Genomic DNA, 15643 nt, shown 5'->3' on the forward strand with positions numbered 1-15643 from the left:
CCATACTTATTGATGTTCAGAAAAAATCTTAGATTTACAAATATATATTCTTTTAAATGAAAAAAATAGTTGTTTTAACCGGGGCAGGCATCAGTGCAGAAAGCGGTATTAAAACCTTTAGGGATGCCGATGGATTATGGGAAGGACACGATGTAATGGAGGTTGCTACCCCCCAGGGCTATGCAAAAAACCCTGGATTGGTCCTTGATTTCTATAACAAGAGAAGAAGACAATTGCTAGAAGTAAGCCCTAATCAGGCACATCATTCCCTATCAAAATTAGAAGACCATTACAAGGTACATATCATTACCCAAAATGTAGATGACCTACATGAAAGAGCAGGGAGTTCTAACGTACTCCATTTACATGGGGAATTACTAAAAGCAAGAGGAAGCAATGACCCTAATAGCATTGTAGAATGCAAACAAGATATAAAGTTAGGCGATCTATGTGCAGCGGGCACTCAACTACGGCCCCATATTGTTTGGTTTGGCGAGGATGTACCTCTGCTTGATCAGGCTGCCGACATAACAGCCAATGCAGATATTTTAATAATTATAGGCACTTCTATGCAAGTTTACCCAGCCGCAAATCTGGTACACTACGCACCCAATAACATCCCTATTTATTTTATAGACCCTAAACCCAATATTAGGGAAAACAGCTTTAACAACCTTACTATAATTAAAGACAGCGCCACAAAGGGAATGGAAATACTGGCCCAACAATTGCTTGAAGATAAATTGTAACATCTATACCTGCTTTAGATTTAAACTGAAATAACATAACGTCTTGTGAGCAGCTTAGAATAGCATAAAACACTAAAGCATATTGATGCTACTAGGAAGAAGAGAATGAAAATGCCTGCCTTTGTTATAAACCATCCCGAAAATATAGGCAACCTCCTGGAGATTGCTTTAAATGTAAGCGACCCTATTTCTTGTAAGGCATGGTCTGTTATGGAATTTATTGCAAAGCAACGCTTAATCTTTTTACTCCCGCATACAGCTGCCATACTTGAGAATAGTACAAAAACACATCACGACGCTGCGGTAAGACCTATTGCAAAAATCTACGAGTACTTATGCCAATCCTATTTCATAGATAAAGATCCCAGCACATGCAACGCATTCCAAAACGAACATTTCACGCAAATGGCCACAGTATGTTTTGATTGGCTGATAGACGAACAAAAGGTGGCCGCAAAGGCCTATTCAATGACCTGTCTATTATTGTTGGGCAGAAAATTTGATTGGATTTGGCCAGAATTGAGACAGGTATTGCACCAAAATTACCAAAAGGGAAGTCGGGCTTACCAGGCAAGGGCGAGGATGATACTTGCAAAATTGGGATGGTTGCCACAAGAGTCAATGCGCTATTGTAAGCCAAGGATATATGGGATTATAAATACCGATAACTGTTGAACCATAGTTAGGATATTTTAATTTCACATAGTGAGTAAAGACCTTCATTCCCATCCCTAAACATTATTTTAGGATCGCTTTTATACTCTTTAACTTATAGCTATCTTTGCGCTTTTCTAAAAACATCCAATTTCTTATAAAATGTCATTAAACAAATTAAACGCCATTTCGCCTATAGACGGCAGGTATCGCAGTAAGACTGCTTCTTTGGCACCTTATTTTTCAGAAGAAGCACTTATTAAGTATAGGGTTTTAGTGGAAATTGAATATTTTATTGCGCTTTGCGAAATTCCTTTACCGCAATTGTCGGACTTTGAGACGGCCAAGTTTCCGGCATTACGGGAAATCTACAGTAACTTCACTACTGAAGACGCTACTGCAATTAAAGAAATTGAAAAGGTTACCAACCACGATGTTAAGGCAGTTGAGTACTTTATTAAAAAGAAATTTGATACCCTAGGCCTACAGGCTTTTAAGGAGTTTATACATTTTGGACTTACTTCCCAGGATATTAATAACACAGCCATCCCTCTTTCTATAAAGGAAGCTATGGATGAAGTTTATGTTCCTAATTACTTAGAGGTATTAAATAAAATAGAAGAACTGGCAAAAGAATGGGAAGCTGTCCCTATGTTAGCCAGAACTCACGGACAACCTGCATCCCCCACCCGATTGGGGAAGGAAGTAGATGTTTTTGCAGTGCGATTAAAAGAGCAGTTCCGTATGCTGGAGGAAATACCTAATGCAGCCAAGTTTGGGGGAGCCACAGGAAATTTTAACGCACACAAAGTTGCTTATCCAAACATCGATTGGAAAGCCTTCGGACAGAAATTTGTACAGGAAAAGTTAGGATTATATCACTCTTTCCCTACCACGCAAATTGAACATTACGATCATTTGGCAGGGTTGTTCGATTGCCTAAAACGTATAAATACCATTATCTTGGATTTAGATAGGGATTTTTGGACCTATGTATCCATGGATTATTTTAAACAAAAAATAAAAGCTGGTGAAGTAGGATCATCTGCTATGCCTCATAAGGTAAATCCGATTGACTTTGAGAACTCCGAGGGAAATTTAGGGATTGCTAACGCCATTTTTGAACATTTATCGGCAAAGTTACCAGTATCCCGATTACAAAGGGACCTTACTGATAGTACTGTACTAAGAAATGTAGGTGTACCATTTGGGCATACCCTAATTGCATTTCAATCTACCTTAAAAGGATTGAACAAATTACTCCTGAACGAAGATAAATTTGATCAAGACCTTGAGAACAATTGGCCGGTTGTGGCAGAAGCTATTCAAACCATCCTAAGAAGGGAAGCATATCCAGATCCTTACGAAACTTTAAAAGGATTAACAAGGACCAACGAAAAAATCACTCAAGATTCCATTGCCCATTTTATAGATACTTTAGAAGTTAGCGAGGAGATAAAGAAGGAATTAAAGCAAATTACTCCCCGGAACTATACGGGGATATAAGAGCGGGAATAAACCATCTCCTTCTTTAATGTCAGTTATTTGCACTCTTTACAATTCTCGACTTTAACAATTAAAAAGGGAAGTGATCTTAACTAAAAAACCTGCTTTGAAAAATTCCAAAGCAGGTTTTTTTTATTAATTGAGGCGCAGGTCTTAATCGCCTTTAAAAAACGCTCCCATTTGCTGTAAGCCTTCTCCCTTGTAATCAGATTTTTCTAAAGCTTGGATAAATTGAACCAATTTAACAGGATTCATATCCTTGCCCAGTACCCTTACTACCATAAACCCCTTATCATCGCTATCCCCATATATAATCACCTCATCAATAGCATTTTCATCACCCAAATAGTTGACTGTAGCTTTTCCATAAGAAGTATTCATTTTCATTAGCTCTGTAAACTTCTCATTTTTTAAAATAGCTCTTATATTTAACCGCTCTTTCTGGAAATCGGCCTCATTTTCACCTGTCTTCTTATAGGCGAGGATGTTCAGTTTTCTCAATGACTCCATCGCCTCTTTCTGTTCCATCGTTAAATTGGCCTTTTCTAAATTTAAAAGACTTACAGGGAGGTCTACGGATATAAAATTAGGGTTCTCGGCATTATCCACATAATACTCTTGCAAGCTTTGGTTAGAGGAGCAACTAAGAAACATAACCAATAACAGTACAGCACTTCCCCGGGTTAGTAACACTTTCATTTTTTCAATTTTTATTAAATTTATTTTATAATCCCTGTGGTTAAAAACAAGTGCTTTCCTTTTCTGGACTACCCTGTATAATTACCCTACTTCTTGTTCTTTCCAGCCTTATTTAATTCACTTGGCAGGTTCATCTTCTTGGTTAGCGACCCTATCTTGTTTAAATCTATGTCTCCAGTAAGCGACAACAATACAGTTTCAATTTTTCTATCATTAATTTCGGCACCAGCATTCTTTATACCCGTAACAAACATGAGCAGTTCACTCACATGGTCTTCGTCCTTCCCACTTTTGATATAAAATTTCACATTGGCCTCCTTATCTTTTACCCGCATCAATTCTTGTAGAGAGGCAGATTTAAGGTACTTTGCCATAGTAGACTCCATATCGGCAGCAACCGTTTTATCTTCCGTAATAAACACCTTTAAATTCTTTAAGTTCTGGGCTATGTCCATAAAATCTTGTGCCTCTTGGTCATTTACTTCAACATCTATTTTACTTAGAAGCCTAAACATACTTTCGTTTACCACCACGGCACTTACTTTATCCAAATCTTCAAATTTATCGAACACGGATTGCGAGAACCCAGAAAATGGAAGTACGGCCAATATTGCAATTATGATAATTTTTCTCATCTCTTTATAATTTAATTTTTATTGTATATTTTTTCTTTTGTTGCTTCAAATTCTTTTAAATAGGCTACTTTTTCCGTACCCCTTTCAAAATTGGCCGCCAACAGGCTAAGCGCTTTTTTAGTTTCCTGATAAGCAAATTCCGCTTTTTTCTGCTCTTGCTGATTATAGTAAACAGTACCAAAATAAATGCCAAACACTAAAACTGCTGCTGCAGCAATTGAGGCCCATGCCAAATAACCTCTCTGCCGTTTAGGCTTTGGCAGCATCTGCTTGGTAAACCGCTCTTCCTTGGCAGCGGAAAAATAGTGAAACATTGGTGCGTAAGATTTTAAATGCCCCGGAATATCCTCATTTGCGAAATAATCCCGTACTATTTCTTCTTCGGCAACTGTCGTAGTAGCCTCTAAATATTTCTCCAACAATTTTTCTATTCTATCCAATTCCATAATTATGTTTTTGCACTAATTTTTCTCTCACCGTTTTTCTCGCTCTGGAGAGTGCTACCCTTATTGCAGTAGGCTTCATGTCTAATAATTTTGCAATCTCATCAAATTCATATTGTTCTACATCTCTTAATTGAAGCACCATTTTTTGCTGTTCGGGCAATTCCTCCATTATTTTCTCTACCCAGCTAAGACTGTCGCTAACCTCTATTTCTGATTGTAAAGAAACATTTTCGTCTTGGTAATTGCTGTGCACCAATTTTAAATTGCCCGCTTGTTTCGACTTCAATCTGTCTAAACAAAAATTCTTTGTCATGGTCATCGCATAGGCCTCTACATTATTATAGTTGGCCATTATCTTATTCTTGGACCATAGCTTCATTAAAATTTCCTGCGTGGCGTCCTCCGCCTCTTCCCTAGAGACTAACAATCGTTTAGCAAGCCTAAACATTTTATCCTTAAAAGGAAGTACCACATCTAAAAACTCTGTCTGTTGCATTTGGTCCGGTTGTTTTGCAATCCCCAAAAATAGGATTACAATAGGAAGACGAAATAAATCGGCTTTTGTTACGTTTTATTTTTATTTCTTTTCAATGTTCGTAATTTACGCTCAAAGAAACCAAATATGTATTTATTCCGTATATATAGAAATTATTCCCCCGACTTCAATATATTTTTTACGTTGGAATGATTTTTGTTTACCCTAATATAGTAGAATCTTAATCTTTACAATGAAAAAATATCTAAGTTTAGCAGTACTGGGAATGAGCTTACTCTTTATCCAATGTACCAAAAATGATGAAGTACTTCCTGAACCAGTGGCGCCGGGAACAGAACCTGAAGTAGAAGCGATAGATGTAACGGTACAGAACTTTATGTGGCAAACCATGAACCTTTATTATTTTTGGCAGAGCGATGTAAAGGACCTAGCAGATGACAGGTTTACCACAAAATCAGAATACAGGGAGTTTTTGGAATCTGAACAAGATCCTGGAAAATTCTATACTGAAAAACTTCTTTTTTCTGAGGATCGATTCAGTTTCTATTCTGAAGATTATAAAGAGCTCACTAAAGCCTTTTCTGGAGTTTCCAAAAGCAACGGCTTGGAATTTGGACTTAGCCTTTTCGCGGATAGCGATGACGTATTTGGCTATGTAAGATATGTAGTACCTAATTCTAACGCGGCTAGCAAAGAGATTGAAAGAGGAGACTTTTTCACAGGTGTAAATGGTATAACCTTAAACTTGGATAATTATGAAGAACTCCTGTTTGGGGAAAATGACACGTACACCCTAAATATGGCCACCATTTCTGATAACGTCATAAATAATACAAATCGTGAGGTTACCCTGACCAAAGAAGCAGATTTAACGGAGAATCCAGTTTACATTGCCAAAATTTTGGAGGTAAACGGCAGAAAAATTGGCTATCTTATGTATAATAGCTTCACAAACGAATTTGATGAGGATCTTAACGATGCTTTTGGCACCTTTAAATCTGCAGGAGTAACAGACTTAGTGTTGGACTTAAGGTATAATCCTGGAGGATCCGTGAATTCTGCAGTGTTGTTATCCAGTATGGTTTATGGACCGTATTCCGATAAAGTTTTCTTAAAGGCGAGATATAACGAAAGATTACAAGAAGGTTATGAAAATAGTAATGTAGATCTTAACACTTATTTCTCGGACAAAACCGATAAAAGTAGTCCAGTAAATTCGTTGGGACTTAATAAAGTATACGTCCTTGCCACCGGAAGCAGCGCTTCTGCGAGTGAACTGGTAATTAACGGCTTGGATCCTTATATAAATGTAGTACATATTGGCACTAAAACAACTGGAAAAAACGAATTCTCCGTCACCTTTGTGGATGATTTTGATAATGGAAATGTGTATGATCCTGAAAGAGAAAACGAAATAAATCCCGACAATCATTGGGCCATACAGCCCCTAATTGGTAGGAATGAGAATTCAGTAGGATTTTCTGATTATACCGATGGACTACAACCGGATATCGCATTAGCAGAAGATTTGTCTAACCTAGGGATTTTAGGAGACAAGAATGAGCCCCTATTAAAAAAAGCCATATCAGAAATCACAGGTATATCCGCCAAAATGGATTTCACCGTCCATCATCCTGTAAAATTGGTTACCAGTTCTAAGATGTTCACCAAAACGAGGGACAATATGTATATGGACTTTATAACGCCATTACCTATAAAAAAACAATAATAAAGGTGTATTGATGAAGGGTAAATTGGTTAACATTACCCAACTTTTATAATGTTATAGGGCCATCGCCAAATTTTTATGAGAAATTTTTTTGCACTACTACTCGTTACTACAGTTCTATCCTGTACGGACAAAGATGATGACGCTTTTATTTACCCAAAAGATTCAGAGGTCCAAAATTTTATGTGGCAGGGATTAAACCAATGGTACTTTTGGCAGGCAGATGCCCCTAACCTAGGAGATAGTAGATTTGCGACTAATGAAGAGTATGTAGATTACTTGGAGCAATATACTGACCCAGAAGAGTTTTTTTTCCAAACCTGCTACCGTCATATAAAAATTGTAGGAGAGGCTAATGCTATAGATCGTTTTAGCTTTTTAGAAGAAGATTACAGAGTGCTGGTAAACTCTTTAAACGGCATCTCTAAAAGCAACGGAATGGAATTTGGCTTAGCACGTTTTAAAGGAAGTCCCGATATTTTTGGCTATGTACGGTATATTATCCCTAACTCTGATGCAGCTTCCAAAGATATATCTAGGGGAGAGATTTTTAATCGGGTAAACGGCACTAAACTAACAGATTCTAACTACGTAAATTTACTTTTTGGTAATAACGACACCTATACGCTAGGTATGGCCGATATTAACGGCAACGTGATTACCGACAGTAACAGAAAAGTAACCCTAACCAAACGGGAAGGATTGGTAGAAAACCCTATCCTGGTCGCAAAAACAGTAGAAGTAAAGGGCACTAAAATTGCCTACCTCATGTATAACGGATTTACCGCCGGGTTTAACGAGGAATTAAATACGGTATTCGCACAGTTTAAATCCGAAGGTGTAACGGAACTAGTTTTGGATTTCAGGTATAACCCTGGGGGATCGGTAAATAGCGCAAGGCTTTTAGCTAGTATGGTCTATGGCACCAATACCAATGAAATTTTTATTAGGCAACGTTGGAATGATAAAAAACAAGCCACCTACAGTTCCGAAGACCACTTTGCATCTAAAACCGATAAGGGATCAGCAATAAATTCTCTAAATCTCAATCAAGTATATGTGTTGGCCACAAGAAGCTCTGCAAGCGCCAGTGAACTAGTTATGAACGGATTAGCACCTTATGTAGATGTTATTCATATAGGAGAACGAACAAGAGGTAAAAATGAGTTTTCTGTTACCATGGTGGATGATATAGCAAACGATTATATCTATAGCCCTGCCCGGGAAAACAAAATCAACCCTAACCATAAATGGGCAATGCAGCCACTTATGGGACGTAATGAGAACGCAGTTGGATTCTCTGATTATACAACTGGTCTTGCTCCAAACATAGAAATTAGTGAAGACCTATCTAATTTAGGAGTATTAGGGGATCCCAATGAGACCCTTTTTTCAAGGGCAATCCAAGAAATTACAGGAACAACTGCCAAAAGAGATTACACAAGTCCAATGACCGTAGAAGAAATCTCCAACTCTAAACTCTTCACTCCCACGAAAGACAATATGTATTTAGATAAAATGGAAAGCTTACCGCTCCAATAAACTTACTTAAAACAAAGACGGGCCCGTTTTATCGATTTATCAATATAACCGGCCCATTTTTTTATATAACCTACACCAGTAAAACCTGATGGGGATAGTATCAACTACCCCCATCAATCAAAACGCATTATAAATTAAGATTTAACCCCAACCTGATGTTTCTTCCTTTAGTAGTATAACCTAGAATTTCTGTATACGCTTCGTTTAGAAGGTTACTTGCATTCAAGAAAAAGGACAATTTATTCGCTATCACTTCGTGTGCTATATAAAAATCTAAAAGAGAATACGATGCCAGGTCAACATTCACAGATGGGAAAGTTCCGAAATCGGTATCCGTACGTTTTCCGGTCATGGAAAAGTTTAGGTTTGCATTGGTACGTTTGGAAAAGTCATAGCCTAAAAAAGCATTTAATTTGTGTTTTGGTAAACGAATAGCATTATCTCCCTCTCTCTCCGTAAACGTATAGTTAGCACCAAGATTAAAATTGGTTATCGGGGTCCAATTCAGCTCTACCTCTACCCCACTAGCATCAATTGTAGTATCTGCATTTTCATAACCTGCATTACCATAATACACAAAGTTCTTTTCTTTTCTATTAAAATAAAGTGCGCTTATTCTAAAATCAGTATTTAAAGCGTATTCCAATCCACCTTCCACAGTACGATTCTCCTCGGGCTTCAAATCTGCATTGGCCCCAAAATTACCGAACAGCTGATTTAAACTAGGCGTAATATATGAGGTAGCATAAGACCCCATCACCTTAACATAACCGTTGGAATTTTTAATAGTAAATGACGGGTTTACATTATAAACAAAATGGGATCCATACTCAGAGTGATTATTAGCGCGCATGCCTGTATTTAAATTAAAACCAAAGTCGGACACATATACCATGTTCACATAAGGATCTACAATGTTAAAATCCTGAACCTCAGAATACTCCGTCTCATCATGGATATAATTTAGGCCTAATATGGTATGTAGATTATTATTAAAACTATACTTATTATAAAAATCTAAAACCCTGTTTTTACCTTTATAAATAGTAGGAAAACCATCTTCAATATCGGATTCATACTCGCTAAAGGCTGTATTAAGTACCAAAGCGCCTTTATTGTACTTATATTCCGCGGATAATCCGGCTCTATTTTGCTCACTAAGAAACACATAAGGAGCATCGATCATTCCATAGGCTTCATCAAACTCTGCCCTGGTCTTGGTCTGATTCGCATAGACTCTAATTTTAAATTCATCGGAAAAGGCATATCCCAATTTTAAATCCGCAGCAAAATTGGAAAAATCATCCTCTTCATTGTTGGGTGTAACCAATGCCGACATCCCTTCCGAATATCGATTAGAGAATCCAACATTATAGCTAAACTTGTTCAAAGTACCATTAATGGAAACATTATTGGAAAAATCTGCTATATCGTAGTTTTGATCTTCGGATGTATGATTGGTACCCATACTCGATTGAAAATTTCCGGAAATTTTATTTTCCGAGACTTTTTTTGTCGTAATATTGATAACCGCAGTGGCTGCGTTGGTACCATACAAGGTACTTGCCGCACCCTTAATAATTTCTATGGATTCTATATTTGAAGTGGAAAGTAATCTTAAATCATATTCCTGATTTACAGATGACGGGTCAGAAATACGAACCCCATCAACCAAAACCAAAACCTGTCTGCCTCTACCTCCACGGGCATAAACACCTAAAACAGTACCTTCCTTCCCATTACTCCCGGCAAGGGAAAATCCGCTTTTAGAATTGATGATTTCAGCGATGGTTTTTCCCTGACTTCTTTTTATCTCTTCTGAAGAAATCTTAATCACCGTTTTTCCGGAATTCTCCCTACTAAGTTCAAATCGGGAATCACTCACCACAACTTCGTCCAAATGCTGGATATTTACCTCCTCTTGAGCTACTGCTCCAGTATAAGCTAATATAGCTGCACACAAACCAATAAAATTTTTATTCATTATTCGTTCAATTCAAAAAACGGGAGAGTTGCATGTCTGTACCCATACGCAAACCTTTGTCCCGAAAGTTTAACATTATAATTTTTCGAATTTGGCAGGTCTCCTGACTTGCGTACTATCATATACCTTCCCACCCGTGATGTTTGGGCAGTGGTTTTAGAAGAAATGACAGCCATCCACAGTAATTCGGACAATGCTTACAGTTGCGGGAACAGTTTCAGATTTTCACTGAATTCCCATTTAATCTTACCCTCCTATTGCAAGAGGGATTGGAACCAAATTTCGCTGCGAAGCTAACTCATTTTTTAAAATTGGGCAGGGTAATTATTGAGTTTTATATTTTAGCGGAGGTTCCTTTAGCCCAGAAGGAGTCTACATAAAATAAATATACTTTAGGAGCTATGGAATCTTATCAAAATGCTTTGGTCAAAAAATTTAATACTACTTTTGAACCTGTACAATTAAAAATAGCCCTTTTGAATAAAATAATATATTTACTAGTAGTGCTAACAGTTTTGTCTTGTAAGCGGGAGAAAAAAGGAACTATTCCCAGTGAGGTAACAACATCTATAAACATAGAATACGCTAAGGGTTTTACCATGGAAAAACTAACCAATGGAATAACCCTTATCAATATAACCTCACCATGGCCCAATTCCGAAGCAACATTTACCTACGCCCTAGTTCCTAAGGACATACTACCCTCTATTAGTTTAGACAGAGATGCGTACCAAGCCATCGTTCCAGTACCTGTAGAAAATATTGTAGTAACCTCTACCACCCACATTCCTGCTTTGGACGCATTGGGGCAAACAGAGAAACTAATAGGCTTTCCCGATACTAAGTATATTTCCTCAGAAAAAACACGGAAGCGTATAGATGCAGGTCACGTTGAGGATTTGGGTCAGAATGAAGCTTTAAATACAGAAATGGTAATTGCCCTAAGACCCGAGTTAGTAGTGGGTTTTGGGATCAATAACGAAAACAAAGCCTATGAAACCATTCAGAGGGCAGGTGTGCCAGTGGTTTATAATGGGGAATGGACGGAAGAAACCCCTTTGGGAAAAGCAGAATGGATTAAGTTTTTTGCACCATTTTTTCAGCAGGAAGCAAAAGCAGATTCCATTTTTTCTACTATTGCAAATAGCTATAACCGTACTAAGCTTTTGGCACAACAGGCGAAAGCACGCCCTACAGTATTAAGTGGCGCTCTTTATAAAGATATATGGTACCTTCCAGGGGGTAAAAGTTGGGGAGCACAGTTCCTGGAAGACGCCAATACAGATTACCTCTGGAAAGAATCTCAAGAAACCGGTAGCCTCTCCCTTAGTTTAGAAAGTGTTTTAGAGAAAGGGCAGGATGCTGATTTTTGGATATCACCCTCCCAGTTTACAAGTTATGACGGGATGATGGACAGTAATAGACACTATTCCCAATTCTCCCCTTATAAAAACAAGAAGATATACACCTACGCCAGTACCAAGGGTGCTACAGAAGGTATGCTTTATTTTGAATTAGCACCCAACCGGCCAGATCTGGTCCTAAAGGACCTGATCCATATCTTTCATCCGGAACTACTTCCGGAACACAACTCAGTTTTCTTTAAACCCCTGGATTAAGTGCCTCGCTCAAAATCATATACTCTATATTTTATACTGCTGGTTGTAGTATTACTTGCTTGTTTTATGGTAAACATCAGCTTTGGCTCTGTATCCATACCCCTCACAGAGGTGGTAAACGCCATATTAGGTAGCGCTACGGAAAAGGCTTCATGGGCCTATATTATTTGGGATTATAGAATCCCTAAGGCGTTAACAGCCATACTGGTCGGTAGCGGACTAGCTTTAAGTGGTTTGCTTATGCAGACATTATTCCGTAACCCTTTAGCCGGACCATTTGTACTTGGAATAAGCTCTGGCGCCAGTCTTGGAGCTGCGATACTAATTATGGGCGCTTCCCTCTTTAATGGAATATTTGCTTTTGGGATCGTAAACGACATCTCTCTTGCCCTGGCTTCCAGTATAGGAAGCTTTTTAGTACTACTAGCAGTAATGTTAGTTGCCTCTAGGGTGAAAGACACCATGGCACTACTTATTATTGGCCTAATGTTTGGTAGTCTTACCGCAGCAGTCGTAAGTGTGCTTTCCTACTTTTCTACAGCAGAAAAATTACAGCAATATATTTACTGGTCTTTTGGTAGCTTGGGAAATCTTTCTTGGCAGCAACTGCTTCTATTATTTATTATAATAGTAATTGGCCTGTTCATCAGTATTATATCTATAAAGCCACTAAACTCCCTTTTATTGGGTGAGAATTATGCCAGAAGTATGGGAGTAAATATAAAAAGATCGCGCTATTCCATTATAATAGCTACCGGTCTACTAGCTGGCGGCGCTAGTGCTTTTGCTGGCCCCATAGCCTTTATTGGGTTAGCGGTCCCCCATTTAACGCGTCAAATTTTCAATACCACTGACCATAGAATACTGCTACCGGCAGTAATGGTCTACGGTGCCATTCTAATGCTAATATGCGATACCATTGCCCAATGGCCCACTTCGGCCAATGTACTGCCAATTAACGCTATCACTTCCATTATAGGGGCCCCTATAGTAATCTGGCTTTTGGTAAGAAAACGGAAAATGGTATTTTAATCGATTTGTGGAGGCTGTACTATTTTTAACTCACAATAGGGAAAAGCAAAATGCACTAATCTCCATAGTTTAAAGTATTTTTGAAATCTATTAAATAACTTAGCTCTAAAATTAATAGTCATTAGCACTACCTTAGAACATACCGCATTATCGATTAAAGACCTAAGGATAGGGTATACCGCTAGAAAACAGATAAATGTAGTAGCGGAAAATATTAATTTCTCCTTAGTAAAGGGAGAATTGGCCGCAATCATAGGAGTAAACGGAATAGGGAAGTCCACCTTATTAAGAACTTTGGGAAAAGTGCAGCCGAAAATATCAGGCACTATTCAATTAAACAACATTCCTTTAGAGAAGCTAACTGACCTCAATCTTGCTACTCAGATTAGTGTCGTTTTGACCGAGCCTATTGCGTCTAAAAATTTAACGGTATGGGAATTGGTTAGCCTTGGAAGACAACCTTATACCAATTGGATAGGAACCTTGAGCGATGTGGATAAAGAGAAAATAAAATCTGCCCTAGAAATAGTAGATCTTACACCCTTGAAGTATAAAAAATGCTACGAACTGAGTGACGGGCAACTGCAGAAAGTAATGATCGCACGAGCTTTGGCACAGGACACCTTTATCATATTAATGGACGAGCCCACCTCGCATTTAGACCTCTATCACAAAGTACAGATCTTAAAATTACTACAAGATATAGCCCATAAGACAAAAAAGACCATCCTTTTTACTACACATGAAATTGAAATAGCTATTCAACTCTGTGATAAGATACTTATTTTGGAACAAGGAAAAAGTGCATTTGGAGAGCCCTGCGAATTAATCAGAAATAGAAATTTTGAGAACTTATTTCCTTCAGACACAATTACCTTTGATAGTAGTACCGGTGCGTTTAGGGTGAATAGGTAAATTAAGATTTTCTTTATAATTTGTATTTTATTCACGAACTGAGATGTTATCCCACGAACACTTAGGCAAAATATTAATGTTATTTTGGATCCAGCCACTCATCGGCTTCCCTTAGAGTAATTGACTGCCCCAAGAAAAGGGGGCCGGGGTAACACCAAGGCGTATCCACTTAGGAATCTTTAAATTTGAATCCCTATTAACTTTTAACCCCAATCCACTATCTTTACGTTAAAGAACTCTTTTTAAATGAATGAATTGCTTGCCCCTATAGCTATTTCCCTTATTTGTTTGGGAGTTGGCTATTTTTTAGGAAACTACATTAGAGGTCTAAAGACCAAATCTGAACAGAGTGCTCTTTTAGAAAGAGAACATCAGTTACGGCATCATATTAACTCCTTGGAGGAGCAATTGAAAATGGTAGTATCAGATAAAAACCAACTTCGGTTAGAGAAAGAAGAGCTAGGAAATCAGAACACCCGATATCAGGCACATCTGGAGAATCTCCAAATAAAAAACAAGGAACAAAAGGAAGAGGTAGAGAAATTACAGGCTACATTTACCAAAGAGTTTGAGAATTTGGCGAATAAGATTCTAGATGAAAAGAGCAGTAAATTTACCGAGCAGAACCGCGAGAACATTAAAAATATCTTAGCCCCCTTACAGGAAAAAATCGTCCTTTTCGAAAAAAAGGTAGAAGACAGTCAGAAGGAGAGTGTAGGCATGCATTCTGCCCTTAGAGAACAATTGGCAAACCTACAGACCCAAAATTTAAAAATTACCCAAGAGGCAGAGAATTTAACTAAAGCCCTAAAAGGAGATAGCAAAATGCAAGGGAATTGGGGAGAACTTGTCTTAGAGCGTGTATTAGAAAAATCAGGGCTGGAAAAAGACCGTGAATATAGTGTACAACAGAGTTTCAAAAGGGAAGATGGCACAAAGGTGTTACCTGATGTAATCATCCATCTGCCCGACGGCAAAAAAATGATCGTAGATTCTAAGGTATCCCTTACCGATTATGAGCGCTATGTAAATTCTGAGGACGAGTTAAGGGAAAAATACCTTAAAGATCATATTCATTCGCTTCGCAGGCATGTAGACCAGCTTTCCGCCAAAAAATATGAAGACCTTTATGAGATGGATAGTCCGGATTTTGTTTTAATGTTTGTCCCTATAGAGCCTGCTTTCGCTATTGCCATAAATCACGACAATTCCCTTTACAATAAGGCATTTGAACAAAATATCATTATAGTGACCCCTTCCACCCTATTAGCAACGCTCCGCACTATAGACACCATGTGGAACAATGAAAAACAACAGCGAAACGCCATTGCAATCGCTAGACAAGCTGGAGCTCTCTACGATAAGTTTGAAGGTTTTGTTGGAGATTTAACCAAAGTAGGAAAGAAAATGGATGAGGCAAAAACCGAGTATAAGGGAGCAATGAATAAATTGGTGGAGGGAAGAGGAAATATTATCGTCAGTATTGAGAAGTTAAAAAAAATGGGCGCCAAGGCAAAAAAATCCATTCCAGAACCTTTACTTAATAAAGCAATTGATCATATTGCAGAAGTAGAAAAGAAAGAGGAAGCAAACAAAAATAGCGTGCTACCCCTGCGCTAAACCTAAAATTATAGAGT

Annotated in this window: 14 protein-coding genes and 1 riboswitch; of the genes, 9 read left to right on the forward strand and 5 right to left on the reverse strand. The window is 38.0% G+C overall.

Annotated elements, in window-relative coordinates; translation table 11 throughout:
• The first annotated feature begins 56 nt into the window (after positions 1-56).
• The 3 genes from G466_RS0111975 (at position 57) to purB (ending at position 2909) form a co-directional block, all read left to right on the forward strand.
• On the forward strand, positions 57-749 hold the full coding sequence (locus G466_RS0111975; RefSeq protein ID WP_026813885.1) for an SIR2 family NAD-dependent protein deacylase: 693 nt from the start codon (positions 57-59) through the stop codon (positions 747-749).
• Between the two features lie 105 nt (positions 750-854).
• Positions 855-1424, forward strand: coding sequence for a hypothetical protein (locus G466_RS21925; protein ID WP_051315637.1), 570 nt, complete (start codon positions 855-857; stop codon positions 1422-1424).
• A 141-nt stretch (positions 1425-1565) separates the two neighbouring features.
• Positions 1566-2909, forward strand: a complete 1344-nt coding sequence (gene purB / locus G466_RS0111985) for an adenylosuccinate lyase (protein ID WP_026813886.1) — start codon at positions 1566-1568, stop codon at positions 2907-2909.
• Between the two features lie 153 nt (positions 2910-3062).
• On the opposite strand, the gene G466_RS0111990 is transcribed toward purB, so the two are convergent.
• The 4 genes from G466_RS0111990 to G466_RS0112005 form a co-directional block, all read right to left on the reverse strand.
• Positions 3063-3608: a DUF4252 domain-containing protein gene (locus G466_RS0111990; RefSeq protein ID WP_026813887.1), complete on the reverse strand. Its 546-nt coding sequence runs from the start codon at positions 3606-3608 to the stop codon at positions 3063-3065.
• A gap of 86 nt (positions 3609-3694) precedes the next feature.
• Positions 3695-4243 carry a DUF4252 domain-containing protein gene (locus G466_RS0111995; RefSeq protein WP_026813888.1) on the reverse strand — a complete coding sequence of 183 codons (549 nt, stop codon included), beginning with the start codon at positions 4241-4243 and terminating at the stop codon, positions 3695-3697.
• An 11-nt stretch (positions 4244-4254) separates the two neighbouring features.
• Complete coding sequence (locus tag G466_RS0112000) at positions 4255-4689, reverse strand: hypothetical protein (protein ID WP_026813889.1); 435 nt, start codon at positions 4687-4689, stop codon at positions 4255-4257.
• A complete protein-coding gene (locus G466_RS0112005; protein WP_026813890.1) occupies positions 4676-5185 on the reverse strand; it encodes an RNA polymerase sigma factor in 510 nt (169 codons plus the stop codon). Before G466_RS0112005 ends, G466_RS0112000 begins: the two co-directional genes overlap by 14 nt.
• A gap of 232 nt (positions 5186-5417) precedes the next feature.
• Here G466_RS0112005 and G466_RS0112010 point away from each other — a divergent pair, with 232 nt between their 5' ends.
• Positions 5418-6914: a S41 family peptidase gene (locus G466_RS0112010; RefSeq protein WP_026813891.1), complete on the forward strand. Its 1497-nt coding sequence runs from the start codon at positions 5418-5420 to the stop codon at positions 6912-6914.
• Between the two features lie 78 nt (positions 6915-6992).
• Positions 6993-8456 carry a S41 family peptidase gene (locus G466_RS0112015; protein WP_026813892.1) on the forward strand — a complete coding sequence of 488 codons (1464 nt, stop codon included), beginning with the start codon at positions 6993-6995 and terminating at the stop codon, positions 8454-8456.
• A 127-nt stretch (positions 8457-8583) separates the two neighbouring features.
• Here the strand turns inward: G466_RS0112015 and G466_RS0112020 are convergent, their stop codons facing one another.
• Positions 8584-10440: a TonB-dependent receptor plug domain-containing protein gene (locus G466_RS0112020; RefSeq protein ID WP_026813893.1), complete on the reverse strand. Its 1857-nt coding sequence runs from the start codon at positions 10438-10440 to the stop codon at positions 8584-8586.
• Positions 10441-10516: 76 nt separating this feature from the next.
• Positions 10517-10735, reverse strand: a riboswitch (cobalamin riboswitch).
• A 181-nt stretch (positions 10736-10916) separates the two neighbouring features.
• On the opposite strand from G466_RS0112020, the gene G466_RS0112025 reads away from it, so the two are divergent.
• The 4 genes from G466_RS0112025 (at position 10917) to rmuC (ending at position 15626) form a co-directional block, all read left to right on the forward strand.
• Complete coding sequence (locus G466_RS0112025; RefSeq protein WP_026813894.1) at positions 10917-12059, forward strand: ABC transporter substrate-binding protein; 1143 nt, start codon at positions 10917-10919, stop codon at positions 12057-12059.
• Positions 12060-13091 (forward strand): FecCD family ABC transporter permease, encoded by a 1032-nt coding sequence (locus tag G466_RS0112030; RefSeq protein WP_026813895.1) that lies wholly within the window; start codon positions 12060-12062, stop codon positions 13089-13091. It begins immediately after the preceding gene.
• Between the two features lie 213 nt (positions 13092-13304).
• The gene (locus tag G466_RS0112040) at positions 13305-14006 is read left to right on the forward strand and encodes an ABC transporter ATP-binding protein (RefSeq protein ID WP_316929605.1); all 702 of its coding nucleotides are present in this window, start codon (positions 13305-13307) and stop codon (positions 14004-14006) included.
• Between the two features lie 246 nt (positions 14007-14252).
• A complete protein-coding gene (gene rmuC / locus G466_RS0112045) occupies positions 14253-15626 on the forward strand; it encodes a DNA recombination protein RmuC (protein ID WP_026813898.1) in 1374 nt (457 codons plus the stop codon).
• Positions 15627-15643: the final 17 nt, after the last annotated feature.

This window comes from Arenibacter certesii DSM 19833, assembly GCF_000429545.1.
In the GTDB taxonomy this organism is placed as follows: domain Bacteria; phylum Bacteroidota; class Bacteroidia; order Flavobacteriales; family Flavobacteriaceae; genus Arenibacter; species Arenibacter certesii.

Bases quoted from the DNA above. Each gene is read 5' to 3' on its own strand.
- G466_RS0111975 (WP_026813885.1), top strand. From the start codon at position 57: ATGAAAAAAATAGTTGTTTTAACCGGGGCAGGCATCAGTGCAGAAAGC.
- G466_RS21925 (WP_051315637.1), top strand. From the start codon at position 855: ATGAAAATGCCTGCCTTTGTTATAAACCATCCCGAAAATATAGGCAAC.
- purB (WP_026813886.1), top strand. From the start codon at position 1,566: ATGTCATTAAACAAATTAAACGCCATTTCGCCTATAGACGGCAGGTAT.
- G466_RS0111990 (WP_026813887.1), bottom strand. From the start codon at position 3,608: ATGAAAGTGTTACTAACCCGGGGAAGTGCTGTACTGTTATTGGTTATG.
- G466_RS0111995 (WP_026813888.1), bottom strand. From the start codon at position 4,243: ATGAGAAAAATTATCATAATTGCAATATTGGCCGTACTTCCATTTTCT.
- G466_RS0112000 (WP_026813889.1), bottom strand. From the start codon at position 4,689: ATGGAATTGGATAGAATAGAAAAATTGTTGGAGAAATATTTAGAGGCT.
- G466_RS0112005 (WP_026813890.1), bottom strand. From the start codon at position 5,185: ATGCAACAGACAGAGTTTTTAGATGTGGTACTTCCTTTTAAGGATAAA.
- G466_RS0112010 (WP_026813891.1), top strand. From the start codon at position 5,418: ATGAAAAAATATCTAAGTTTAGCAGTACTGGGAATGAGCTTACTCTTT.
- G466_RS0112015 (WP_026813892.1), top strand. From the start codon at position 6,993: ATGAGAAATTTTTTTGCACTACTACTCGTTACTACAGTTCTATCCTGT.
- G466_RS0112020 (WP_026813893.1), bottom strand. From the start codon at position 10,440: ATGAATAAAAATTTTATTGGTTTGTGTGCAGCTATATTAGCTTATACT.
- rmuC (WP_026813898.1), top strand. From the start codon at position 14,253: ATGAATGAATTGCTTGCCCCTATAGCTATTTCCCTTATTTGTTTGGGA.